Source organism: Paramylibacter ulvae (assembly GCF_014652655.1).
Classification (GTDB): Bacteria; Pseudomonadota; Alphaproteobacteria; order Rhodobacterales; family Rhodobacteraceae; genus Amylibacter; species Amylibacter ulvae.
Map to the genome: position 1 here is coordinate 189,572 of NZ_BMZF01000004.1, position 23,565 is coordinate 213,136.

A 23,565-nucleotide genomic window follows, 5' to 3' on the forward strand; every position below is an offset into this window, starting at 1 on the left:
TGATAAGTGTTCCTATCATTTGTTTCAATCAATGTGGCAACATCGCAACCGCTGATACGCCAGCACGAAAGCCACGCGAAGGGTTTTAATCCTTGCGTGGTTTCGCTCTGTTTTCACAGAATGTTGCGTATATGGAATAACGCATGACGGGCCCGCCGATTGCGGTTTGTGTCGGACAGGGGGAAACCCTGCACTCTGGGGTTGATGGCCCCGTAAATCGTTGATTTTGCGAGTGATACAATTGGGGAGAAAGCCCATGTGCATCCAAAACCTGTGTGACGTCAGGGGTGTTATACACCGCGATTGGTTATAATTTTGTAACGGATGCGTGCGCTGGTTTAGGCGCAATCACACCGGGGCTTTGAAATGTTTGGATAGTTTCAAACCTTGGCCCTGATAATTGGATTTCAGATCCGCGCCGTATAACAAATCGGGGATTTCGGCCATGCGTTCGTAAACCAAGCGCCCCACGCTTTGACCGTGTTCCAATGCAAATGGTGCCTCGTGACAGCGTACTTCCAAAACACCACGTGATCCATGACCGCCCGCGGCGCTATGGCCAAAGCCGGGGTCAAAGAAACCCGCGTAATGGACGCGAAATTCGCCAACCATGGCAAGATATGGTGCCATTTCAGCGGCGCAATCGGGGGGGATATGCACGGCTTCGCGACTGACCAGGATGTAAAATGCGCCTGGATCAAGGATGATGCGTTTATCGGTGGCGTAAACCGGTTCCCAGAAATCATCGACGGCGTAATGGTTGATATTATCGAGATCAATTAACCCCGTATGGGGTTTGGCGCGATATCCGACCAAACCATTTGGCAGGTCAAGATCAACGGAAAAGCCAAGCCCGTGATCAATTTGCGCAGGCCCATCAACCAAGCCAATATCGGCGTGAATGGCGGAAAGCTCACCATCAGAGAGCAATGCTTGGCCTTGGCGAAACCGAATTTGGTTTAGCCGCATACCGGGGCGGACAAGCACGGAAAATGATCGGGGGCTGATTTCGGCGTAAAGGGGGCCGTTATATCCTGCCTCGATCCGATCAAATTCGATGCCATTGTCGGTGATACAGCGGGTGAACACATCGACGCGCCCCGTGCTGCTCTTGGCATTGGCAACAGCGTTGATATCGGCAGGGAGGTTGAGGGATTCCATCATTGGAACCACATAAACACAGCCCTTTTCCAAGACCGCACCATTGGTCAAATCAACCTCGTGCATTTTGAATTTTTCAAGCCGCTCTGCAACGCTATTGCCAGCACCTGCAAGGAATGAAGCGCGGACGCGATATGCCTTGCGCCCAAGGCGCAGATCAAGGCTGGCAGGTTGAACTTGACCATCTGGAATGGGGTCTGTCACATTGATTTCGCCACGCGCCAGCATCGATGTGATGGCTTGTGATGGAAGAACGCCGTGATATGCCATATTCCCCCCGCGTGGTGTTGACAGTGACCTGTCAGAATTTTGGTCGGGCTAGCAGGGTTCGAACCTGCGACCTCTCGTCCCCCAGACGAACGCGCTACCAGACTGCGCTATAGCCCGTGAAAACCGTTTATATCGGCAAAGTTAGTGACCGCAAGTGCGAAAACACCCGATTGGATTAAGATAATTGGTTTAACGCACGTTTCATGCGGTTGCGCACCTTTTTCAGGCGATAAAACAGATCTTCGACATCCATCATCTGGTCATCGTTCAAGGTTGTGCGGTTTTTGGTTGGCGAAATTGCTCGGCGTTTGCGCTCTGCGGGTGTTTGCACGGCGGCAGGTGGCACAGATTCGGTCAAAACGATCGGCTCATCGCGCTGGCCAACGGCGGCGTTGATGCGATCTTTGGCGTCTTGTTCGACGGGGTGTTTGATATCGCGTGCAGCAGGCGCAGATTCGGCATCGCGTGATGGTACAAAAACAGGTGTTTCGTCAGATTCGGGCGTGGATGGGGCAGGAGGTGTTGATGTATCAGCCACGGATTCTTCTTTGTCTTTTGCGGGTGTTGGTGCAGGTTCTGCGGATTTGGCAGATTTTGCACGGCGCCCTTTTTCGGGGAAATCTAATTCTGGCGAAAGTTCAGAGACGTGTTTCACGCCCTTATCCGACAGAATCTTTTGTGCAGCTTTGATCGTAATCCCATCGCCGTGCAACAGTGTTTTTATCCCGCCGAGCAATTTCATATCCGCAGGGCGATAATAACGGCGACCACCTGCACGTTTGACAGGTTTAATTTGGCTAAATTTGCTTTCCCAAAATCGCAGCACATGCGTGGGTGTGTCCAACCAATCCGAGACTTCGGAAATTGTGCGGAATGCTTGTGGTGCTTTTTTCATGAGGTTTTATCGTTTGTTTCCAGACGATACCTTGTCTTTCATCACGTGGCTGGGGCGGAATGATAAAACGCGGCGCGGGGTGATTGGCACCTCTTCGCCTGTTTTTGGATTACGGCCAACGCGCGCGGTTTTATCGCGAAGGTTAAATGTGCCAAAGGATGAAATTTTCACACTTTCGCCACGTACCAACGCATCTGAAATATGTTGCAAGACACCTTCGACAAGGTCAGCGGATTCATTTCGGGATAAGCCGACCTCGCGAAATACAGATTCTGCTAGGTCTAGTCGCGTTAACGTTTCATCGGCCATAATGTCTCTTCCCCAAAAATGTTACGCTAGGATATTGGGATTCGAATTTACGAGTCAACAATTTCGTCTGATCAACGCGTTGATATGGCAAGAAAAACCAAATTTACCACCGTAATACAACAGCACCCCATGCCAAACCGCCGCCAATTGCCTCTGTCAGCAGCAGATCGCCCTGTTTGACTTGGCCGCGTTTTACCGCCACCGACAACGCTAGGGGAATCGATGCGGCCGATGTATTGCCGTGGTCTTGAACGGTGACCACAACACGTTCCATGGGCACACCCATGATTTGCGCTGTTTTCTTAATAATGCGCAAATTCGCCTGATGGGGGACAATCCAATCAACATCGTCGCCGTGCAGGCCAACCTTTTCCAATGCGGATTCGCCGACCTCTGCCAATTTGGCCACGGCGTGTTTGAATACTTCGCGGCCTTCCATGCGCAACACACCCGTTGTTTGGGTAGAGGACACGCCGCCATCGACATATAAAATGTCCTTGTAACGGCCATCGGATTTCAATTCGGCGGATAAAATCCCGCGATCGGCATTGGTGCCGTCGCATTCTTGGGCTTCGATGATCAATGCACCTGCGCCATCACCAAACAACACGGATGTGGTGCGATCGGTCCAATCCATGATGCGTGAAAATGTTTCCGCACCGATCACCAAAATGCGTTTTGCCTGACCCGCGACAATCATCGCATTGGCCGTTGCCAAGGCATAGGGAAAGCCCGCGCAAACGGCCTGAACATCGAATGCAAAACCTGTGGTCATACCCAATGCGGCCTGTACCTTGGTTGCGGTGGATGGGAATGTTTGATCAGGGGTTGAGGTGGCCAAAACAATCGCATCAATATCGGTGGCGGCAATGCCAGCGTGTTTTAGCGCATCTTTGGCCGCATGGATCGCCAGATCAGATGTTAGTTCCCCTTCGGCAGCAAAATGGCGGCGTTCGATCCCAGAGCGCGAACGAATCCATTCGTCGCTTGTTTCGATCTTTGCCTCGAATTCAGCATTTTCAACAACACGCGCAGGAAGGTAATGCCCAATGCCGATTGGGACTGCTCTTGTAGTTTTCATTTTTTACCCCGGGGTCGATTATTGTCTTGTTTTTGTAACGTTACGTTACGTATCTTCGCCTCCTGCGGCGGCAGATGCAACACGCGCGGCGAGTTTTTCTGAAAAACCAAGCTTTGCCAGTTGATAGGCAAGCTGAATCGCGGCGGCGACACCCGTGGCATCGGCATCGCCATGCGATTTAATCACTGTGCCATTCAGGCCCAAAAATACACCGCCATTCACACGTCGCGGATCAATGCGTTTTTTCAATCGCTGCATCGCAGTATATGAAAACAGCGCGCCGATGCGCGAAAACGGTGTGTAGCGGAATGCTTCTTTGAGCAAATCACTGATTAGATTTGCCGTGCCTTCGCCAGTTTTCAGTGCAACATTTCCCGTAAACCCGTCCGTGACGATCACGTCAACCTTGTCCGTGGGCAGATCGCTGCCTTCGATAAAGCCGACGAATTCATATTCGTTGCCAGAAAAGCTCTCGGTGATGAGTTCATGCGCTTCTTTGAGTTCGGTGCGGCCTTTGTGCTCTTCTGTGCCGACATTCAACAAACCCACGCGCGGCGTTTTAATGCCAAGCCCGTTGCGGGCATAAGATGCCCCCATCAAAGCGTATTTCAACAGATCGGGCGCATCGGCGCGTACATCGGCACCCATGTCCAAAACCACGTTAAATCCGCTGGGATTGCGTGATGGCCACAGAACCGCAATGGCGGGGCGGTAAACACCTGGTGCCTTGCGCAGACGCAGCATCGAAATTGCCATTAACGCACCTGTGTTACCACAGGATACAGTTACCGCCGCTTCCTTGTTTTTAACGGAATCGATGGCGTTCCACATGGATGTGCCCTTGCCGTTGCGCATTGCAAGGCTGGGTTTGTCATTCATATTGATGGTGGATTCTGCATGGCGGACATCGCATTTGCCGGTCAATGATTTGCGTTTCGCAATCAGCGGTTTCAGAACGGTTTCATCGCCATGCACGATAAACCGGATATCTGGGTTTTTGCTGGCGGATTTATGTAACCCGCCGACAACAGCAATCGCACCCCGATCACCGCCCATTGCGTCAACCGAGATAACAATATCTGATTCAGTTTTTTCGATAACAGTATTTGTGCCGACCCGATCACTGTCGTTTGTCATGTCGGATCAGCCCAAAGCCGTTTTATGCCGCGTCGTCGTCTAGGTCGAGTTCTTCAACGCTAGATACAACTTGACGATCATCATAGTGACCACATGCGCCACATACGTGATGTGGGCGTTTCAGTTCACCGCAGTTTGCGCATTCGTTTGGATTATCTGCAACCAATGCGTCGTGTGAACGACGATTGTTACGACGTGAGCGCGTAATCTTGTTTTGTGGGACAGCCATGTCACAACCTCGAATTTGTGGGGCAACGCCCCTTTATAATAGTCCAGCAAGTCGCAAAGAGCGTCTCGATTCCCGACCTAATGGAAGAGCCGCGAAAATACAAAGAAAATCCGTTTCTGCAACCCCTTTATGTCACTTGGCGGCTATTTTGACAATTTATCCTTTAATGACGCCAATGATGCGAACGGTTTTGCATCATCATCGGTCATGGCATCCTTGCCTGGTTCCGTAAAAACAGCGTTTTCCAGCGATGCACCCGCGACCTGTGGATAGGGCGGTAAATTTAATGCGATCACTTCGGATGCGATGGAAAACAGATCAATTTCGCTGCCCAATGGTTCCGTTTCCACGTTTTCATCCATTTCGGATACGGAATCTTCTTCGTAATTTTGATCATCGGGGATGAAATCGCGCAAAATGGTTTCATCAATGCGTGTTTTCACAGGGGTCAGCGTAATGACACAAGATTGCACCACTGATGCGCCCAATTTGGCGTTTAATGTCCAGCTATCGCGCCCTGCGGCCTTGATGGTGCCATCGAATGACAATTTGGTCAGGTCCACCAATTCCAAATCTTGGATAATTTGTGCAAGCTGTTCCGCTGAAAATTCCAGCGCAAAGCGATATTCGCCATTGTTTGGCAGATCAGAAACCGCCACCACAGGTGCATTGTGAATTTTTGGTTGATTTTTCGTCATGTTTTTTTTCGTCATACTCGCATTGTGTTGCTTTGATCTTGAACAAAGAAACAAGATGTTTGATTGTAGACCACGCACAGGGTATGTGGGCAAGGGTTAACAGGTTAAAGGCGAATAAAATGTTTGGAAGATTAAACCGATTTTTAGCAGTGAGCATTTTACTGCTTGGATTCGCTGCCTGTTCCGAAGTGTTCCGTTATCACGGCTATGCCCCGTCAGATGCAGAATTGGACGAATTGGTCGTGGGCATTGATACCCGCGGAAGTGTCGAAGACATCGTTGGCCCGCCATCCAGCACGGGTGTGATGAACGATGGTGGTTGGTATTATATTTCCAGCAAAATCCGCCATTATGCATATCAAGAAGCACGCGTCGTTGATCGCGAATTGGTTGCCATTTCATTTGACGGCGACGATGTAATCACCAATATCGAACGTTTTGGTTTAGCGGATGGGCGCGTGATTGTGTTGAACCGCCGCGTGACCGAATTGCCCGTCAAAGGCCCAGGTGTGTTGAGCCAGATTTTGGGCACATTGGGTAACATTGATGCGGGTAAACTTTTGGGCGGAAATTAACCCCAGCCTGTAAATAAACTGTCACAATCATTATATAAGTGCAGATTAGCCGCCCCGCCAATGCGCGGGGTGGGTGAAATCCAACTGGATTGGAGAATGCAAAATGGTGATCTTGCAAAAGGGACAGTACCGCGCCCGTTTCGCACAAACACAAGCCGATATTTTGGCCGCACAGCGATTGCGTGCATCTGCATTTTTGGGCGATCATTCGGGTGGATTAGATCAGGATGGCTATGATGATGAATGTCTGCATGTCTTGATCGAGGACACAAAAACCAACACTCTAATGTGTTGTTTTCGCATGATGTTTCTGGCAGCAACCGACTGCCCCGATCAAACTTATTCGGCACAGTTTTATGATTTGAAACATTTCAAAAACTTTGACGGGGCGAAGTTGGAATTGGGGCGGTTTTGTATCGCACCCGATGTGATTGATCCCGATATTTTACGTCTTGCTTGGACGGTAATTACCCAATTTGTTGATGAACGGGATGTCAAAATCCTGTTTGGTTGTTCATCATTTCATGGCACGGATGCGGCGGCCTATACCGATGCATTGGCATTGTTAAAAGAGCGTCATTTGGGCCCGAAGAAATGGATGCCACGGATCAAAGCGCCAAAGATTTATCGTTTTGCCACGGAATTAAAAGGGCGCAAGCCCGATATCCGCGCCGCACAACGTACATTGCCACCATTGCTGCGCAGCTACCTCACGCTGGGTGGGTGGGTCAGCGATCATGCGGTGGTTGATCGCGCACTTGGCACGTTGCATGTGTTCACAGGCGTTGAAATCGCCAGCATTTCGCCTGCGCGCAAACGGGTGTTACGCGGCGCGGTTTAGCGGCGTATTCACCATGTGGCGGTTGGTTAACCGTGTGGCGGCTGGTTAGCCGTGTGGCGGTTGGTTAACCGCCCGTATGGCTCATGTGGCGGGTCATTTGCCCATCGGCGCGTTGGCGCGAATAATCAAAATCATGACCTTTGGGTTTTGTTGCAATCGCCCCATGAATCGCACGGATCAGCGGCGCATCATCATTGGGGTTGTCGCGTAAAACGCTGCGCAAATCTGATTCATCTTCTTGCCCCAAACATTGGAACAATTGCCCCGTACAGGTCAGGCGTACACGATTACAGCTTTCGCAGAAATTATGGGTCAGCGGGGTGATAAACCCTATTTTTTGGTTGGTCTGGGACAGGCGCACATATCGTGCGGGCCCGCCGCTTCGTTCATCAGATTCGACCAAATCCCAAGATTCTGCCAAACGTGCGCGCAAATCTTTGAGTGACCAATATTGATCCAAACGATCCTCGTTGCCGATATCGCCCATTGGCATCACCTCGATAAAGGTGAGATCCATATCGCGATCCGCACACCAGCGCACCAGTGTTTCCAATTCATCTTCGTTAAAACCCTTGAGCGCGACAGTGTTGATTTTCACGCGCAGCCCTGCGTTCAGTGCCGCATCAATACCGTTCAACACCTGCGCCAAGCGCCCCCAGCGGGTGATACGTGCGAATTTATCTGTGTCCAGCGTATCAAGCGATACGTTGATGCGTTTCACACCACAGGCGGCCAATTCATCGGCGTATTTCGCCAGTTGTGATCCGTTGGTTGTAAGCGTGAGTTCACCAAGCGCACCCGATTCCAAATGGCGCGACATGTTTTGGAAAAATGTCATGATTCCCCGCCGCACCAAAGGTTCACCACCCGTGATGCGCAATTTGTTCACACCTTGGCTGATAAACGCAGAACACAGGCGATCCAGCTCTTCCAGCGTTAGCAATTCCGCCTTTGGCAAGAATGTCATATTTTCGGACATGCAATAAACACAGCGAAAATCGCAGCGGTCTGTTACAGAAACCCGCAGATAATTGATCTCGCGTGCGAAAGGGTCGATAAGTTTGGGTGTATTGGTCATGATGTCACCTTATGGGGGGGAATTTTTGCGTGCAATAGTCCAAAGGTCACAAACGCGTTGAAACCGACATCTGTGGTGCATAAGTTTAGCGCAACAAGGCAAAGGATGAATGATGCAACATTTTAAGATTTCAATCGCACTGGGTGGTTTGGCAATTTTGGCCGCTGGCTGTGCGGATAATGCGGGTTCATTCCCAACGCTCGGTAAGGGATACAAAGAATCAACCGAAGTGGTTTCAGATGTCGCCCCCTCAACCCAAGAGAGCGTCGATGAAACAGAGGTAGCATCCGTTGATCCAGATGTGTTGACCACAGGTGTGACACCGCAACAAGCCGCAACAGTGAGCGATGCGGAAGTCGCCGCCGCCGCCGCCGCGCCAAGCACATCGGGTGCATTGCTGGGCGAAACAGTTGGATCATTGGGATTGTTGGAACGCACGGGCATTTGGGTGCGCACACCGTTGGTCACGGCTGAAACAGAAGGGCGCGTTGTGGTGAAATCCACGGGAAAATCGGCCAATGTCACGCTGATTCCGCTGGGCGGAGATGCGGGTGCGGGTTCGCAAATTTCATTGGCAGCAATGCAATTACTGGGCATTCCATTGACGGATTTGCCAGTGTTGAACGTTTACAAAAGCTAGTATTTACAGATATTTACGCGCTTCTTTTACGGCGAACGATTTCATCGCGTCGCCGTGCTGATCCAAAAACGCAACCACGCGTGGTTTGTCATGTTTCGACAGGCTACGCAGCCACCAACCGATTGATTTTTGGATAAACCACGCAGGATCATTCACATATCCCGCAGCCCAGCCCGAAATGCGATCACGCTGTGCCAGTTCATCGTTACTGGGGTGGTTTTGTTTGGTCCAAGGCAGGGTCATCACCAATGCGGCGCGACGCACCCAGATGTTTTCATCTTGCGTCCAAGTTTCAACCAGATCAAGCCGTTCGGGATGCGCGATCAAACGCCGCGCACCCGCACCAGCGGCGTGATCGGCGATTGCCCATGCATCAAACTGGGGAACCCAGCGGCAAATTTCACCCCACACGGCATCATCGGGATTGATCCGTGCTTGGGTTAACAATTTGGCGGCGGCGATGCGGGCCTCGTGGATATTGGAATCCCATAACAGGCGCGCCAGATCAACGCGGGCATCACCATCAAATTCAACGCGCCACTGTTTATAAAGCACATCAATTTCAGGGTTGGACACCCCCAGATAAGGGCGTTCAACCTTGTGATAAGCGGCCATTTGCGCCGCCTTTTCATCCGATTGTAACGCCATCAATTGCGCAAGCGCATCAGAGGCGTTCATTATTCAACCGTGACCGATTTTGCCAAATTGCGCGGCTGATCCACATCCGTGCCTTTGGCAACGGCGGTGTGATAGGCCAACAATTGCGCCGGAATCGCATAAAGGATTGGCGCAAGGGCGGCGTGTACCGTTGGCATTTTAATCACCTTCCACGCGCCATCGCTGGCAACCTGTGCGCCCGCATCATCGGTGAACAGGATCACCTTGCCACGACGCGCCATAACCTCTTGCATATTGCTCACCGTTTTGTCGAACAACGCATCTTTGGGCGCAAACACCACGATGGGCATGTTTTCATCAACCAGCGCAATTGGGCCGTGTTTCAATTCGCCACTGGCGTAGCCTTCGGCGTGGATATAGCTGATCTCTTTGAGCTTGAGCGCACCTTCCAGTGCGATGGGGAACAGCGCACCGCGCCCCAAAAACAATGTGTCGCTGAATTTTGACAGGGCATTGGCGACATCAATAATTTCATGTTCAGCCTGAAGCGCAACATTAATAATGGATGGCAGGCCAAGCAGGGCAGAGACCAATGCCGCCTCGCCATCCGCATCCAATTTGCCGCGCTGGCGTGCGGCCTTGATCACCATGGTCATCAACACGGTCAACTGACAGGTAAATGCCTTGGTCGAGGCCACGCCGATTTCAACACCTGCATGAATTTGCAAGCTGGCGTTTGCTTCTCGTGCGATCGAACTTTCGGGGACGTTGACCACACCAATGGTTTGGGCGTGATTATCGTTGCAATAGCGCAATGCGGCCAATGTATCGGCGGTTTCGCCTGATTGGCTGACGAATATGGCCAATGTGTTGTCGCGCAGGGGTGGTTCGCGATATCGAAATTCGGATGCCACATCCAAATCAACGGGGATGCCCGCGATTTGTTCGAACCAGTATTTTGCCACGTTACACGCCAAATAGGCGGTGCCACAGGCCACCATGGTGATCTGCGAAATTTTGGAAAAATCCAGATCCACATCGGGCAACACCACGGCGTTGCGTTCGGTGTTGATATAATGTTTCACTGCATCGCCCAAAACCGCAGGCTGTTCTGCGATTTCTTTAGACATGAAATGTTTATGCGTACCCTTGTCTGCATTTGCAGATTTCATATCCAATTCGCGCATGTTGCGATTGGCAAGCGTTCCGTTGGCATCACGAATTTCGAAACTGTTGCGGGTAATCACCGCCCAATCGCCTTCTTCTAGGTATGTGACCTTGTTTGTCATCGGGGCCAATGCGATGGCATCTGATCCCACGAACATTTCACCATCCCCATGACCGATGGCCAATGGTGATCCCTTGCGTGCTGCGATCATCAAATCATCTTCGCCTTGGAACAGAAAGCAAAGCGCATATGCGCCATCAAGCCGGGCGATGGTTTTTTCTGCGGCGTTTGTCGCAGACAGGCCATCATCCATGAATTGTTGGCACAATTTTACGATGGTTTCGGTGTCGGTATCGGTGTCAAACCCATATCCCGCATCGGTCAGTTCGCTGCGCAATTCTTTGAAATTTTCGATAATGCCATTGTGCACCACCGCCACGCGCCCTGCCTGATGGGGGTGGGCGTTGGTGACATTAGGTTGCCCATGTGTGGCCCAACGTGTGTGGCCAATGCCAGCGGTGCCCGCAATCGGGTTATGCACCAGCAAATCGGACAGGTTGACCAATTTGCCAACCGCGCGGCGGCGATCCAGCACTCCGTCATTAACCGTGGCGATACCGGCGCTGTCATAGCCGCGATACTCCAGACGTTTCAGCGCATCGACCAAAATAGGGGCTGCTTGGTGGTTACCCAAGACACCGACGATTCCACACATATTTTAATCCTTTTTCTTGGCTGCTTTGGCGGCCTTGAGTTTATTCATTAATCGCAAGGCAAAACCAACCTTGTTTACTTGTTTTGCCCGCCCAAGGGCGAGATCACCATCAGGCACATCAAGGGTAATGACCGAACCTGACCCCGTCATTGCATCGTCACCAATGCGTACAGGGGCAACAAGGGCGGAATTTGATCCGATAAAGGCACGTTCGCCAATGATGGTTTTATGTTTGAATACACCGTCATAATTACATGTGATCGTGCCAGCGCCGATATTGGCATCTTTGCCAACCTCTGCGTCACCGATATATGATAGGTGGTTAAGTTTCGCACCCTCGGCCACGAGCGCGTTTTTGACTTCGACAAAATTGCCAACCTTGGCACCATCACCGATTTCAGCACCAGGGCGCAGACGGGCATAGGGGCCAATGATTGCATCCTTGGATACATGGCACCCTTCCAGATGGGAAAACGCGCGGATATTTGCACCTGATTCAATGGTCACATCTGGGCCAAATACGACGTTTGGTTCGACAATCACATCGCGCCCGATGATGGTGTCATAGGCGAAAAATACAGTTTCGGGGGCTGTCAATGTGGCGCCATTGATCATCGCGGCGTGGCGTGCGTTGAATTGAAATGTGGATTCGGCCACTGCCAGATCAACACGGCTATTCACGCCCATAGTTTCGGATTCATCACAGGATACTGCGGCACAAGTCATGCCAGCATCCCGTGCCAAGGCCACAATATCCGTCAGATAATATTCGCCATTGGCATTATCATTGCCAACCTTTGCGATCAGATCAAACAACACATCGCGGGGCGCACAGATGACGCCCGAATTGCAAAAATTCACCATGAGCTGTTCTGGCGTTGCATCCTTGGCCTCGACAATCGCATCAAGCGATCCATCATCCGCCAAGATCAAACGACCATAACCACCCGCATTAGCGGCGGTAAAGCCAAGCACAACAACGGATGCGCCGCTGTCGCGTTTATCTTTCATAGATTGCAAAGTTTCATGGGTGATAAACGGCGTATCGCCATAAAGGATGAACACATCCCCATCAAAATCAGACAATGCTGCGCGGGCCTGTTCCACCGCATGACCCGTGCCAAGCTGTTCTGTTTGCAAAACCACCTGTGCATCTGAATTGTAATCGAGCGCGGCCTTTTCCACCAAATCTGCACCGTGACCTGCGACAACGATGGTGCGCTCTGCGTCAATCCCTTCACCAGAGCGCATGGTGTGCACCAACATCGGCGCACTCGCGACAGCGTGTAATACTTTGGGCAAATCGGATTGCATCCGCGTGCCTTTGCCCGCGGCGAGGATAATAACTGCGTTCGACATAAAATAACCTTTGTTCTTTTGCCTGCTTTTAGCGGCAGTTTTCACACAGCGAAAGTGTTTCATGGTCAAGAAACCTTTCACTGCGTTACGAAACTGTGGCAGATGGAGGGAAAAATGGATGGTGATTGATGAAATCGGCGATTTTTGACCTTGATGGTACGTTGGCGGACACTAGTGCGGATTTATTAGAAGCAGCAAATGCGTGTTTTATTAACCTTGGACATGGCGCGGTATTGGATGCAAAAAACGATGCGCTGACTGCATTTGCGGGTGGGCGTGCGATGCTAAATTTAGGGTTTTCGCGGATCAATCCCGATTACACCGAGGCCGACATTGATACACAGCATCCAATTTTTTTGGACTATTACAGTGCTAATTTGGATGTACACACGGTGTTATATGACGGTGTGATCGAGGCATTGGATCATTTGCAGGGTGCGGGCTATGCGCTTGGCATTTGTACGAACAAGCCAGAAGGGCTTGCCGTTGAATTGGTGAAACGATTGAAAATTGATCACTATTTTGGCGCGTTGGTGGGGGCCGATACGCTGCCCGTGCGCAAACCAGACCCCGAACATTTGTTTGAAACCATTCGTCGCATTGGTGGCACGCCGGATAAATCGGTTTTGATCGGCGATACAATTACCGATCGCAAAACTAGCACAAATGCCAATGTGCCCAGCATTCTGGTAACATTTGGGCCAAGCGGGCATGCGATTGCGGATTTGGCGCCAGAGGCATTGTTGCATCATTACGATGACCTGCCCAATTTATTGTCGCAAATGTTGGATTAATCTTTGCCGAAACAAGCGCTGCGCGGGTTGCAATTTAAAACCCGCGCTGTTTGATTATTCGCAAACCACCAAAGGTATCGAAATGAGCGATAAATTCACGGGCAATTTCACCCAACAACAACCCATCCCAGAGGATGCGATTGAAGCGGCGGTGCGCGTGATGCGCCATGGGCGGTTGCATCGTTATAATGTGGTTGCGGGTGAAAAATCCGAAACGGCATTGTTAGAGGAAGAATTTGCGCGTTACGTTGGTGCGAAGTACTGTTTGGCGGTGGCATCTGGTGGATATGCGCTGGCGGCAGCGTTACGTGCGCTGGGAGTTGGTGTGGGTGATACGGTGTTGACCAATGCATTCACACTTGCACCCGTTCCCGGTGCGATTGCCAATGTCGGCGCGAAACCTGTGTTTGTGGAAACCACGCAAAGCCTTGTGATGGATTTGGATGATCTGCGTGCAAAAATCGCATCCAGCGGTGCGCGTGTTCTGATGCTGAGCCATATGCGCGGGCATCTGGTGGATATGGATGCGTTGATGGAAATTTGTAACGCGGCCGATGTTCAAGTGATTGAAGATTGCGCCCACACGATGGGGGCATTTTGGAATGATGTGCCAAGTGGGCGCCACGGTGTGGTGGGATGTTATTCCACCCAAACATTCAAACATATGAATTCGGGCGAGGGCGGTTTGTTGGTAACAGATGATGCCGAAGTAATGGCGCGAGCCACGATGTTATCGGGATCGTACATGTTATATGATGGTCATAGCGCGGGCGCACCCGCAGAGACATTTAAAGATATTCGTCTTGATACCCCCAATTGTTCGGGGCGCATGGATAACCTGCGCGCCGCAATTTTGCGCCCGCAACTGCGTGATTTGGATACACAGGTGGCGGCGTGGAATGCACGATATGATGCGGTGGAAAATGGGCTGCGCAATACGCCAGCGTTGCAGATTGTTGAACGCCCATCGGGTGAACGCATGGTGGGATCATCCATTCAGTTTTTGCTGCCCGATTTTTCACAATCACAGATGCGCGATGTTTTGAAACGCTGTGCTGTGCGCGGGGTGGAATTGAAATGGTTTGGCGGGGATGAACCAACGGGGTTTACGTCACGCCATAATTCGTGGCGCTATGTTGATCCCCAAGAATTGCCCAATACAGATCGCATTCTGGCGGGGTTGATTGATATGCGATTGCCGCTGACATTTTCGCTGGATGATTGTGCGCAGATTGCACGCATCATTCGCGAAGAGGTTGGTGTTGTGCACCAAGCAGGATAGGAATGTTGCGCCATGCATTTTACCGATGGCGATCGGGTATTTACCTGTGGCTGGGAATCGCGGTGTTTGCGCTGGTGATTTTACCGCGCATTGGGGATGTGGTGATCGGGTATCTGAAACCAACAACGGGGTGTTCCATCACCGCGATTGTTGACGGTGATACGATTAGCATTGATTGTGAAAATGCCGATGAAACCCGCGCGCGAATTGTCGGGTTGGATACACCCGAATTGGCCAGCGAATGTTTTGATGAATGGATTTTGGCGCAGCGTGCGAAATGGTTTTTACGCTGGCGCATTTGGACGGCAAATCACATTGAAACACAAACCCAAGGGCGCGATAAATATCGCCGTCAATTGGTGCGCGTGAAAATTGACGGCACAGATATCGCAACGTCAATGATTAACGCAAGGCTTGCCCGACCATATGATGGTGGGCGGCGTTCGGGCTGGTGCGATAATTAATCTGGGCGCCCTTGAAACCACGTATCGGGAATTTGGCGTTTAAAACGCCGACGACAAAATTGATACTGCGGCCAAAGGTGGCGCATAATTTGTTCATAAATTGGGGCGGGTAGATCCGCAGGGCGCGATGGGTTTTTCACCTTGTCAAACAATGGTTCCACATAATCCACACCCAAAAATTCATAGATGCGTGCCATTGCATCCACGCTGAACAAGTTTTCAAAGAATTCATAATGGATTTGATCAGGGGTGAAATTCGCATCCAATGCCTTGATACATTTTTTGTAATCAGACCGCAGACGAAAATCGCGATTATCCAACATTTCAATTGCGCGTTTGTGTAATTCATCATCCGCAATATCGCGCCGCTCGACGCTTTCCAAAAACCGTACTGCCGACCAGTGGCGAGCAATCGGATCGCGCATCAGGAATATGATTTTTATGTTTGGGAACAGGGTTTTAACATATTCATATTCGGATGGTTTTAACGCCGTATAATGCGGTGTGATTTCACCAAATACGCGTTCATCGGTTACGCGTTCATCAAAAAACGTTCGGTACAAATCACCGTCACCCCCCATTTCAATGCGTTCCAACACTTGGAATACCTTCTCATCTTGGGGCAGGCCGGTATGTGAATGCGGTTTGGAATATTGGTTGGCCAATCGTTCGAAATAAGGAAACGGCCAACGTTCGAAATGATCGCGATTGCCAAAGAAATGTAATTCTTTCAATGGGGACATAAAAACCTGTGGATGGTCGCGCAGGGTTTTGGACAGCCACGTTGTGCCAGATTTATGCGCACCAACACCCAAAAGAAATGTTTTCCCCGCAAGGTTTGGGTAATCATCTGACATATATACTTTCCACCAATTGAACTGGATTTATGCCATGGTTTTGCCCACATGCATAGATATGGTTATCAAAACACAGTCTGGTTTTTTTACAGAACAGTGACACGTCTTGTTGACCTCTTAAAACCCAAGGGGTAAACCCATCCCTGACTCATGGCTTGAAGGCTGTCATTACCGAAGAGGGAAGTCCGTTGGACGAACTATTAAGAGAGTATCTTCCGATCCTAATTTTTTTAGGTGTCGCTGCGGGGCTAGGCCTCGTTTTAATCCTAGCTGCTGTTATCGTTGCTGTTCGCAATCCAGATGCCGAAAAGATTTCCGCATATGAATGTGGGTTCAACGCATTTGACGATGCGCGGATGAAATTCGATATCCGATTTTATCTGGTATCCATCCTGTTTATTATCTTTGACCTAGAAGTGGCATTTTTGTTCCCTTGGGCCGCAAGTTTCCAACATGTTGGGATTGTCGGGTTCTGGTCAATGATGGTGTTCTTGGGCGTGCTGACCATTGGTTTCGCCTATGAGTGGAAAAAGGGAGCCTTGGAATGGGAGTAGTCACATCACCCAATACCGCAGGCGCGGATAAGGATGTTGCAACAGCGGCGTTGAATGCCGAATTGCAAGACAAGGGTTTTCTGGTCACGTCATCTGCGGATGTTATCAACTGGGCGCGCACAGGATCGTTGCACTGGATGACATTTGGTTTGGCCTGTTGTGCGGTTGAAATGATGCACACCGCGATGCCACGTTATGACATGGAACGTTTTGGGACCGCACCGCGTGCATCCCCACGTCAATCTGATTTGATGATCGTTGCGGGAACGCTGACCAATAAAATGGCACCAGCATTGCGTAAAGTTTACGACCAAATGCCAGAACCACGTTATGTGATTTCCATGGGATCATGTGCGAATGGCGGCGGGTATTACCATTATTCATACAGCGTTGTACGCGGGTGCGATCGTATCGTGCCTGTTGATGTGTATGTGCCCGGTTGCCCACCCACAGCAGAAGCATTGCTTTATGGTATCTTGCAACTGCAACGCAAAATTCGCCGTACCGGCACGATTGTAAGGTAACTTGATATGAGCGCTGAACTACTCGAACTGGGCGAAGTGATTGCGATCAAGCAAGAAGCCGCTGTGGTCAGTTTTGATGTGAATAAAATGGGCGAATTGGTGTTGACCGTTCACGCCAATAAAATTCCCGAGTTGGTTGATTTCTTGCGCGGCAATTCCGCGATGAAATTTTCCACGTTGATTGATATAACGGCGGTGGATTATCCAACCCGCGCCACGCGATTTGAAATCGTTTACCATTTCTTGTCGATGTACACGAACCAACGTATCCGTCTAAAGGCGGCAATTGCGGATGGTGATTTGGTGCCATCGATCACCGATATTCACCCATCGGCCAATTGGTACGAACGCGAAGTGTTTGACATGTATGGCATCATGTTCACAGGCCACCCTGATCTACGTCGTTTGCTGACAGATTATGGTTTCCGCGGATATCCATTGCGCAAAGATTTCCCAACAACGGGTTACAACGAATTGCGTTATGACGAAGTTGAAAAGCGCGTGGTTTATGAACCCGTGTCATTGGTGCAAGAATATCGCCAGTTTGATTTCATGTCCCCATGGGAAGGTGCCGAATATATCCTGCCTGGTGATGACAAAGCAGAAGGGGCGAAATGATGGACGGTAATTTCAACGACGCCCAAACAGGCGAACAGCGTATCCGTAATTTCAACATCAACTTTGGCCCACAGCACCCTGCGGCGCATGGTGTGTTGCGCTTGGTTTTGGAACTGGATGGCGAAATCGTAGAACGCTGCGATCCCCATGTCGGCCTGTTGCATCGCGGTACAGAAAAGCTGATGGAAAGCAGAACATATCTGCAAAACCTGCCGTATTTCGACCGTTTGGATTATGTGGCACCGATGAACCAAGAACATGCTTGGTGTTTGGCGATTGAAAAACTAACGGGTGTTGAGGTTCCGCGCCGTGCGTCCTTGATCCGCGTGTTGTTCTGTGAAATCGGGCGGATTTTGAACCACCTGATGAACGTTACAACACAGGCGATGGATGTTGGTGCGCTAACACCTCCGCTTTGGGGTTTTGAAGAACGTGAAAAATTGATGATTTTTTATGAACGCGCATCGGGTGCTCGTCTGCACGCGGCCTATTTCCGCCCCGGCGGCGTTCATCAGGATCTGCCACAAGATTTGATCGACGATATCATGCAATGGACGATGGAATTCCCAGAGATCCTTGGTGATATTGACGGATTGCTCACCGAAAACCGCATTTTCAAACAACGTAATGTTGATATCGCGGTTGTCACTGAACAAGAAGCGCTTGATTGGGGTTTCTCTGGTGTAATGGTGCGCGGGTCTGGCATGGCTTGGGATTTGCGCCGTGCGCAGCCTTATGAATGCTATAACGAATTTGAATTTGATATTCCTGTTGGCAAAAACGGCGATTGCTATGATCGTTACCTGTGCCGGATGCAGGAAATGCGCGAAAGCATCAAAATCATTCAGCAATGTATCAAGAAATTGGATGAATCCACGGGTGATGTATTGGCGCGTGGTAAACTGACACCGCCATCGCGTGGTGACATGAAAACATCGATGGAAGCCTTGATCCACCATTTCAAACTTTACACCGAAGGGTTCAAAGTACCAGAAGGCGAAGTTTACGTCGCGGTCGAGGCCCCGAAAGGTGAGTTTGGTGTTTATTTGGTGTCAGATGGTTCCAACAAACCGTATAAATCGAAAATCCGCGCCCCAGGCTACCCCCATCTGGCGGCGATGGATCACATCAGCAAGGGTCACCAATTGGCCGATGTTGCTGCGATTATCGGGACACTTGATATCGTGTTTGGGGAGATCGACCGTTAATGGTAAAATCAGTCTATAGTTTTGGTTTTGTGAGTGCGTTGTTTGTTTCAATTTCTGCACTGGTGAATCCCGTGCAAGCGCAGGATAATCAAAACGTGGGCTGGGGGCAATTTTTTGCCACCATCAGCGAAACACCTGAAAAATATGTTGATAATGTAAAAAACTGTCCGGTTTGGAATGACGCAGAAGAGCTGTGCGAAACCATCGAAAAATTTTACGGCCCGCTGATTGATCCAGCAACGGGTGGTGCAAATGTTGTTGATGACCCGCGTGCTGTGAAATTCATTTTGGCCATCATCACTAATGGAATTTTTGTCTCTAACAGAAGCCCGCGTGAACGTTTGAAATGCCCAGCGACTTGGCAACCAGACGCGCCGTTGATTACCCCAACGTTTAAAACCAATGAAATGCTTGTGCGTGTGCGCAAATATGAATCTGGCATCGTTGGGCAATCCTGTTTGTTAGAGCTTGTGGAGTAAGAAAATGTCACTTCGTCGTTTGCACCCTGAACAGCCAGATAGCTTTAAGTTCACCGCTGCCAATTTAAAATGGGCCAAAGCTCAGATGAAAAAATATCCAAAGGGACGTCAGGCTTCCGCCGTGATCCCTTTGTTGTGGCGCGCTCAAGAACAAGAAAGCTGGCTATCCAAACCCGCGATCGAAGCCGTGGCAGATATGCTTGATATGGCCTATATCCGCGTGCTGGAAGTGGCGACATTTTATTTCATGTTCCAATTGGCACCTGTTGGCAATGTTGCCCATTTTCAGGTCTGTGGCACGACATCATGCATGATTTGTGGCGCCGAAGATTTGATCGGTGTGTGTAAATCCATGATCGCCAAGAATGCACATCAGATTTCTGATAATGGCAAGTTTAGCTGGGAAGAAGTTGAATGTCTGGGTGCTTGTTCAAACGCACCGATGGTGCAGATTGGCAAAGATTTCTACGAAGATTTAACCGCGGAGTCTTTTCGCGAAATTATTAATGCTTTTGATCGCGGCGAGGTGCCAACACCTGGTCCGCAAAACGGCCGTTATGCGGCTGAACCATTGTCTGGGCTAACAAGTCTTACAGACATGAATACAGGCCAGCATTCGCATAATGCATCCGCTGGTTTGGCATTGGAATACGGAGATACGATTAAACGTATCCAAGGTAATGAAGTTCCAATTTTAAAATCGCGGACAACAGCCGCAAAGAAAAAGCCCGCCAAAACGACGGGTTAAGTTTCTAATGGGGAGTATTTAAAATGACGAATACGAATTCAAATAACAGCACCTGCAATTTAATTTGCTGGTTGTTGGCCATTGCGGGCGGTTTGGTTTTGGCCAAAATGATCGCATCGAACCTTTTGGTTGGTTTGATCATCGCAATCATCGCGGCATTATTGCTGTCTTGGTTGTTGCGCACAATTTTTTGTTCAAAATCAAACGACGTTGTTGATTCAGGAATAAACACCGCCGCAAGCGTTGGTGCCGGTGCTGCCGCATTGGGCGCCGCTGCTGCTGCGAAAACTGCCAAGGCAGCATCCGATACAGCGAGCGCTGCAAAAGATACTGCTGGTGATGTAGCGTCTGCTGCAAAAGATACCACATCGACAACGGCTGCTGGCTTTACATCCGCTGCTGAATCCGCTGCGGACACAACCAAAGGGGCGGCCAAGGCCACAACAGCCAAAGCGAAAACAGCGGCGAAATCTACCGCGGGCAAAACGAAAACTGCGGCCAAGACTACAACGGCCAAGACGACAACGGCGGCCAAGACGACAACGGCGAAAACAAAAACCGCCGCAAAATCAACTGCGGCAAAGACGAAAACCGCAGCAAAGAGCACAGCGTCAAAAACGACGACGACAGCGAAGTCTGCTGCGAAAACCACAACGGCCAAGGCGAAGACTGCCGCAAAATCAACTGCGGCAAAGACAAAAACTGCTGCTGCGAAAGCACCGGCAAAGGCGGCCAGCACTGCGAAAACGGCGGCCAAGAAAACCACTGCTACTGCGAAAACTACTGCCGCGAAAAAGCCAGCAGCCAAAAAGGTCGCGGGTCCCAAGCTTTATAAAAAAGCACCAGCCAAGACCGATGATTTGAAATTGATTTCGGGTGTTGGTCCAAAACTGGAAGGCACATTGAACGACATTGGTATTTATCAATTCGTACAGGTTGCCGATTGGAAAAAAGCGGACATCACATTTGTTGACGAGCGCCTTACATTTAAGGGTCGTATCGAGCGTGATGGCTGGGTTAAACAAGCGAAAATTCTGGCTAAAGGTGGCGAAACAGAATTTTCAAAGAAAAAGAAAAAAGCTTAGGCCGCAAGCCTGAGCCATAAAGGAAGAACAGGTGGCCCCTGACCAAGATCCAAAACGTGCCAAGGCACGGATCGCATCGATTGTTATTCTTGTAACGATGGTTGTTTGGATGGGGGCCTCTTGGATTGGCGGGCAAATCGGATTACCAACGCGGTTCGCGTTTTTGTTCGATTTTGCCGCATTAGCAGCGCTTTTTTGGGCGCTGGTTGTTTTGTTTCAAGTCTGGCGCGAGAGCCAGAAAAAAGGATGAATGAAGATGCTTGCAGATAAAGATCGTATCTTTACAAACCTCTATGGGATGCATGACCGTACATTGCGTGGCGCCAAACAGCGCGGGCATTGGTCTGGCACTTCGAAATTCATCAAAAATGGTCGCGACTGGATCATTGATGAAATGAAAAAATCGGGGCTTCGCGGCCGTGGTGGTGCGGGTTTCCCGACGGGTTTGAAATGGTCATTCATGCCAAAAGAATCCGATGGTCGCCCATCATATCTGGTTGTGAACGCCGATGAATCAGAACCAGGCACATGTAAAGACCGCGAAATCATGCGCCACGATCCCCATACATTGGTCGAGGGCTGTTTGATCGCAGGTTTCGCCATGGGTGCAAACGCTGGTTACATTTATATCCGTGGTGAATTCATCCGCGAACGCGAAGCATTACAGGCTGCGATTGACGAAGCATATGATGCGGGCTTGCTCGGTAAAAATGCCGCAAAATCCGGTTGGGATTTTGATCTGTATCTGCATCACGGTGCGGGTGCGTATATCTGTGGTGAAGAAACTGCATTGCTTGAAAGCCTAGAGGGCAAAAAAGGCATGCCGCGTATGAAACCACCGTTTCCTGCGGGTGCGGGGCTTTATGGTTGCCCGACAACCGTGAACAATGTGGAATCGATTGCCGTTGTACCAACAATCCTGCGCCGTGGTGCGGATTGGTTTTCAAGCTTTGGCCGTGAAAATAACGCAGGCACAAAATTGTTTGCGATTTCTGGTCACGTTGAAAACCCATGCGTGGTGGAAGAGGCGATGTCGATCCCATTACAAGAATTGTTAGAAAAACATTGTGGTGGTGTGCGCGGTGGTTGGAAAAACCTCAAGGCCGTGATCCCAGGTGGGTCATCTGTGCCAATGCTGCCAGCCGCAACATGTAACGATGCGATCATGGACTTTGATTGGCTGCGTGAACAACGTTCCGGGCTTGGCACCGCGGCTGTGATCGTGATGGATCAAAACACCGATGTGATCAAGGCGATCTGGCGTTTGTCTAAATTTTACAAACATGAATCATGTGGGCAATGCACACCGTGTCGCGAAGGGACGGGTTGGATGATGCGCGTGATGGATCGTTTGGTAACGGGCGATGCAGAACCCGAAGAAATCGATATGTTGTTGGATGTGACCAAACAAGTAGAAGGCCACACAATTTGTGCGCTGGGTGATGCGGCAGCTTGGCCGATCCAAGGTTTGATCCGCCATTTCCGCGATGAAATCGAAGACCGTATTAAACACAAACGCACAGGGCGCGTCAGCGCGGTTGCGGCAGAGTAGTAGCAAGTTTCACCAAGTACCGGAGCAGGTTTATGCGAAAGGGAACAAAAATTGGCTTACCCAGCGTGGCACTATGCTTTGCGTTGTTTGGCTGCACCACGGGTGGTGGTGGCAGCGTGGGTGTGCCTATGAACTTTGTTCCGACATCGGAAAAACTGTTGAAGGTGCAAACGGATTTCTTGGATGATGTTGCGGAGGCGGAAATTGCATCTCGCATGGTTTCATTATGCCCTGATTATAAATTTAACCCAGATGAAAATGAGCGGGTGATCGAGAAATTCGCCATTCGCACCAGTGTTCTGGAAGGGCGCGATGATGTGCCTGCGCGCGAATACGAATACTTTCAACGTGGTGCGGGTAGTTTGATGAAAACGCGCCATTCAAAACAAATCATTGCAGAAAAGCTCAGTGAAAATTTGGAACGCCTTGGCATCACGCGCGAAAATTTCACACAGTTTTGTACTGTCGCCGATGAACAATACGCAAAGCGCACCCAGATCGGGCGCTTTTTGAAAAAGAAATAGGGGGATGAATATGTGTAAACTCAATTCAATGACCCCGATGTGGAATGGGACAAAATCCAATGAAATAAGGGATAACAACGCCCTGTCATTGGATAACATGGC

At 50.1% G+C, this 23,565-nt stretch carries 27 protein-coding genes, 1 tRNA gene and 1 pseudogene; 16 read left to right on the plus strand and 13 right to left on the minus strand.

Annotated elements, in window-relative coordinates; translation table 11 throughout:
• Positions 1-348: 348 nt before the first annotated feature.
• The 8 genes from IE094_RS09480 to IE094_RS09515 all read right to left on the minus strand — a co-directional run bounded on the left by IE094_RS09480 (position 349) and on the right by IE094_RS09515 (position 5,780).
• Positions 349-1,431 carry a 2'-deoxycytidine 5'-triphosphate deaminase gene (locus tag IE094_RS09480; RefSeq protein WP_189640456.1) on the minus strand — a complete coding sequence of 361 codons (1,083 nt, stop codon included), beginning with the start codon at positions 1,429-1,431 and terminating at the stop codon, positions 349-351.
• Between the two features lie 40 nt (positions 1,432-1,471).
• Positions 1,472-1,548, minus strand: a tRNA-Pro gene (locus IE094_RS09485).
• A 58-nt stretch (positions 1,549-1,606) separates the two neighbouring features.
• Positions 1,607-2,326, minus strand: a complete 720-nt coding sequence (locus IE094_RS09490; RefSeq protein WP_189640457.1) for a MerR family transcriptional regulator — start codon at positions 2,324-2,326, stop codon at positions 1,607-1,609.
• Positions 2,327-2,332: 6 nt separating this feature from the next.
• Entirely contained in the window at positions 2,333-2,635 is a 303-nt protein-coding gene (gene ihfA, locus IE094_RS09495) for an integration host factor subunit alpha (RefSeq protein WP_189640458.1), read from the minus strand.
• A gap of 103 nt (positions 2,636-2,738) precedes the next feature.
• On the minus strand, positions 2,739-3,716 hold the full coding sequence (locus IE094_RS09500) for a beta-ketoacyl-ACP synthase III (RefSeq protein ID WP_189640459.1): 978 nt from the start codon (positions 3,714-3,716) through the stop codon (positions 2,739-2,741).
• A 45-nt stretch (positions 3,717-3,761) separates the two neighbouring features.
• Positions 3,762-4,853 carry a phosphate acyltransferase PlsX gene (gene plsX / locus IE094_RS09505; RefSeq protein WP_189640460.1) on the minus strand — a complete coding sequence of 364 codons (1,092 nt, stop codon included), beginning with the start codon at positions 4,851-4,853 and terminating at the stop codon, positions 3,762-3,764.
• Positions 4,854-4,875: 22 nt separating this feature from the next.
• A complete protein-coding gene (gene rpmF / locus IE094_RS09510; RefSeq protein ID WP_189640461.1) occupies positions 4,876-5,082 on the minus strand; it encodes a 50S ribosomal protein L32 in 207 nt (68 codons plus the stop codon).
• Between the two features lie 143 nt (positions 5,083-5,225).
• Positions 5,226-5,780, minus strand: coding sequence for a YceD family protein (locus tag IE094_RS09515; RefSeq protein ID WP_189640462.1), 555 nt, complete (start codon positions 5,778-5,780; stop codon positions 5,226-5,228).
• A gap of 119 nt (positions 5,781-5,899) precedes the next feature.
• Between IE094_RS09515 and IE094_RS09520 the strand changes: the two genes are divergently transcribed.
• Together IE094_RS09520 and IE094_RS09525 are read left to right on the plus strand one after the other, a co-directional pair.
• A complete protein-coding gene (locus IE094_RS09520) occupies positions 5,900-6,355 on the plus strand; it encodes an outer membrane protein assembly factor BamE (protein ID WP_189640463.1) in 456 nt (151 codons plus the stop codon).
• 103 nt (positions 6,356-6,458) lie between these two features.
• The gene (locus IE094_RS09525; RefSeq protein ID WP_189640464.1) at positions 6,459-7,196 is read left to right on the plus strand and encodes a GNAT family N-acetyltransferase; all 738 of its coding nucleotides are present in this window, start codon (positions 6,459-6,461) and stop codon (positions 7,194-7,196) included.
• 64 nt (positions 7,197-7,260) lie between these two features.
• Here IE094_RS09525 and moaA read toward each other — a convergent pair whose 3' ends face one another.
• Positions 7,261-8,274: a GTP 3',8-cyclase MoaA gene (gene moaA, locus IE094_RS09530; protein WP_189640465.1), complete on the minus strand. Its 1,014-nt coding sequence runs from the start codon at positions 8,272-8,274 to the stop codon at positions 7,261-7,263.
• Between the two features lie 109 nt (positions 8,275-8,383).
• On the opposite strand from moaA, the gene IE094_RS09535 reads away from it, so the two are divergent.
• A complete protein-coding gene (locus tag IE094_RS09535; protein WP_189640466.1) occupies positions 8,384-8,914 on the plus strand; it encodes a hypothetical protein in 531 nt (176 codons plus the stop codon).
• A 3-nt stretch (positions 8,915-8,917) separates the two neighbouring features.
• On the opposite strand, the gene IE094_RS09540 is transcribed toward IE094_RS09535, so the two are convergent.
• Genes IE094_RS09540 through glmU form a run of 3 tightly spaced genes read right to left on the minus strand, consistent with a single transcriptional unit; the run spans position 8,918 to position 12,774 of the window.
• On the minus strand, positions 8,918-9,592 hold the full coding sequence (locus tag IE094_RS09540) for a DNA alkylation repair protein (RefSeq protein ID WP_189640467.1): 675 nt from the start codon (positions 9,590-9,592) through the stop codon (positions 8,918-8,920).
• Positions 9,592-11,415, minus strand: a complete 1,824-nt coding sequence (glmS, locus tag IE094_RS09545; RefSeq protein ID WP_189640468.1) for a glutamine--fructose-6-phosphate transaminase (isomerizing) — start codon at positions 11,413-11,415, stop codon at positions 9,592-9,594. Before glmS ends, IE094_RS09540 begins: the two co-directional genes overlap by 1 nt.
• Positions 11,416-11,418: 3 nt before the next feature.
• A complete protein-coding gene (gene glmU / locus IE094_RS09550; protein WP_189640469.1) occupies positions 11,419-12,774 on the minus strand; it encodes a bifunctional UDP-N-acetylglucosamine diphosphorylase/glucosamine-1-phosphate N-acetyltransferase GlmU in 1,356 nt (451 codons plus the stop codon).
• 128 nt (positions 12,775-12,902) lie between these two features.
• Between glmU and IE094_RS09555 the strand changes: the two genes are divergently transcribed.
• From IE094_RS09555 to IE094_RS09565, 3 genes are all read left to right on the plus strand, one after another.
• Complete coding sequence (locus IE094_RS09555; RefSeq protein ID WP_189640470.1) at positions 12,903-13,568, plus strand: HAD-IA family hydrolase; 666 nt, start codon at positions 12,903-12,905, stop codon at positions 13,566-13,568.
• Between the two features lie 82 nt (positions 13,569-13,650).
• Complete coding sequence (locus IE094_RS09560; protein WP_189640471.1) at positions 13,651-14,850, plus strand: DegT/DnrJ/EryC1/StrS family aminotransferase; 1,200 nt, start codon at positions 13,651-13,653, stop codon at positions 14,848-14,850.
• A gap of 2 nt (positions 14,851-14,852) precedes the next feature.
• Entirely contained in the window at positions 14,853-15,314 is a 462-nt protein-coding gene (locus IE094_RS09565; protein WP_189640472.1) for a thermonuclease family protein, read from the plus strand.
• Here the strand turns inward: IE094_RS09565 and IE094_RS09570 are convergent.
• Positions 15,311-16,171 (minus strand): sulfotransferase, encoded by an 861-nt coding sequence (locus IE094_RS09570; protein WP_189640473.1) that lies wholly within the window; start codon positions 16,169-16,171, stop codon positions 15,311-15,313. The genes IE094_RS09565 and IE094_RS09570 overlap by 4 nt on opposite strands.
• A gap of 188 nt (positions 16,172-16,359) precedes the next feature.
• Between IE094_RS09570 and IE094_RS09575 the strand changes: the two genes are divergently transcribed.
• The 10 genes and pseudogenes from IE094_RS09575 to IE094_RS09620 all read left to right on the plus strand — a co-directional run bounded on the left by IE094_RS09575 (position 16,360) and on the right by IE094_RS09620 (position 23,463).
• The gene (locus IE094_RS09575) at positions 16,360-16,725 is read left to right on the plus strand and encodes an NADH-quinone oxidoreductase subunit A (protein WP_099592641.1); all 366 of its coding nucleotides are present in this window, start codon (positions 16,360-16,362) and stop codon (positions 16,723-16,725) included.
• Positions 16,716-17,249: a NuoB/complex I 20 kDa subunit family protein gene (locus IE094_RS09580; RefSeq protein WP_099592642.1), complete on the plus strand. Its 534-nt coding sequence runs from the start codon at positions 16,716-16,718 to the stop codon at positions 17,247-17,249. The genes IE094_RS09575 and IE094_RS09580 overlap by 10 nt, the downstream gene beginning before the upstream one ends.
• A 6-nt stretch (positions 17,250-17,255) precedes the next feature.
• Positions 17,256-17,867 carry an NADH-quinone oxidoreductase subunit C gene (locus IE094_RS09585; protein ID WP_189640474.1) on the plus strand — a complete coding sequence of 204 codons (612 nt, stop codon included), beginning with the start codon at positions 17,256-17,258 and terminating at the stop codon, positions 17,865-17,867.
• A complete protein-coding gene (locus tag IE094_RS09590; RefSeq protein ID WP_189640572.1) occupies positions 17,867-19,075 on the plus strand; it encodes an NADH-quinone oxidoreductase subunit D in 1,209 nt (402 codons plus the stop codon). The genes IE094_RS09585 and IE094_RS09590 overlap by 1 nt, the downstream gene beginning before the upstream one ends.
• Positions 19,075-19,554 carry a hypothetical protein gene (locus IE094_RS09595; protein WP_189640475.1) on the plus strand — a complete coding sequence of 160 codons (480 nt, stop codon included), beginning with the start codon at positions 19,075-19,077 and terminating at the stop codon, positions 19,552-19,554. Before IE094_RS09590 ends, IE094_RS09595 begins: the two co-directional genes overlap by 1 nt.
• Before the next feature lie 4 nt (positions 19,555-19,558).
• A pseudogene (nuoE, locus tag IE094_RS09600) lies at positions 19,559-20,284 on the plus strand (NADH-quinone oxidoreductase subunit NuoE); the annotation flags it as partial.
• A 41-nt stretch (positions 20,285-20,325) separates the two neighbouring features.
• Positions 20,326-21,387, plus strand: a complete 1,062-nt coding sequence (locus tag IE094_RS09605) for a helix-hairpin-helix domain-containing protein (RefSeq protein WP_189640477.1) — start codon at positions 20,326-20,328, stop codon at positions 21,385-21,387.
• Between the two features lie 31 nt (positions 21,388-21,418).
• Positions 21,419-21,637, plus strand: a complete 219-nt coding sequence (locus IE094_RS09610) for a DUF5337 domain-containing protein (protein ID WP_189640478.1) — start codon at positions 21,419-21,421, stop codon at positions 21,635-21,637.
• A 6-nt stretch (positions 21,638-21,643) separates the two neighbouring features.
• Positions 21,644-22,939: an NADH-quinone oxidoreductase subunit NuoF gene (gene nuoF / locus IE094_RS09615; protein ID WP_189640479.1), complete on the plus strand. Its 1,296-nt coding sequence runs from the start codon at positions 21,644-21,646 to the stop codon at positions 22,937-22,939.
• A 32-nt stretch (positions 22,940-22,971) separates the two neighbouring features.
• Positions 22,972-23,463, plus strand: a complete 492-nt coding sequence (locus IE094_RS09620; RefSeq protein ID WP_189640480.1) for a hypothetical protein — start codon at positions 22,972-22,974, stop codon at positions 23,461-23,463.
• The last annotated feature ends 102 nt before the right edge of the window (positions 23,464-23,565 follow it).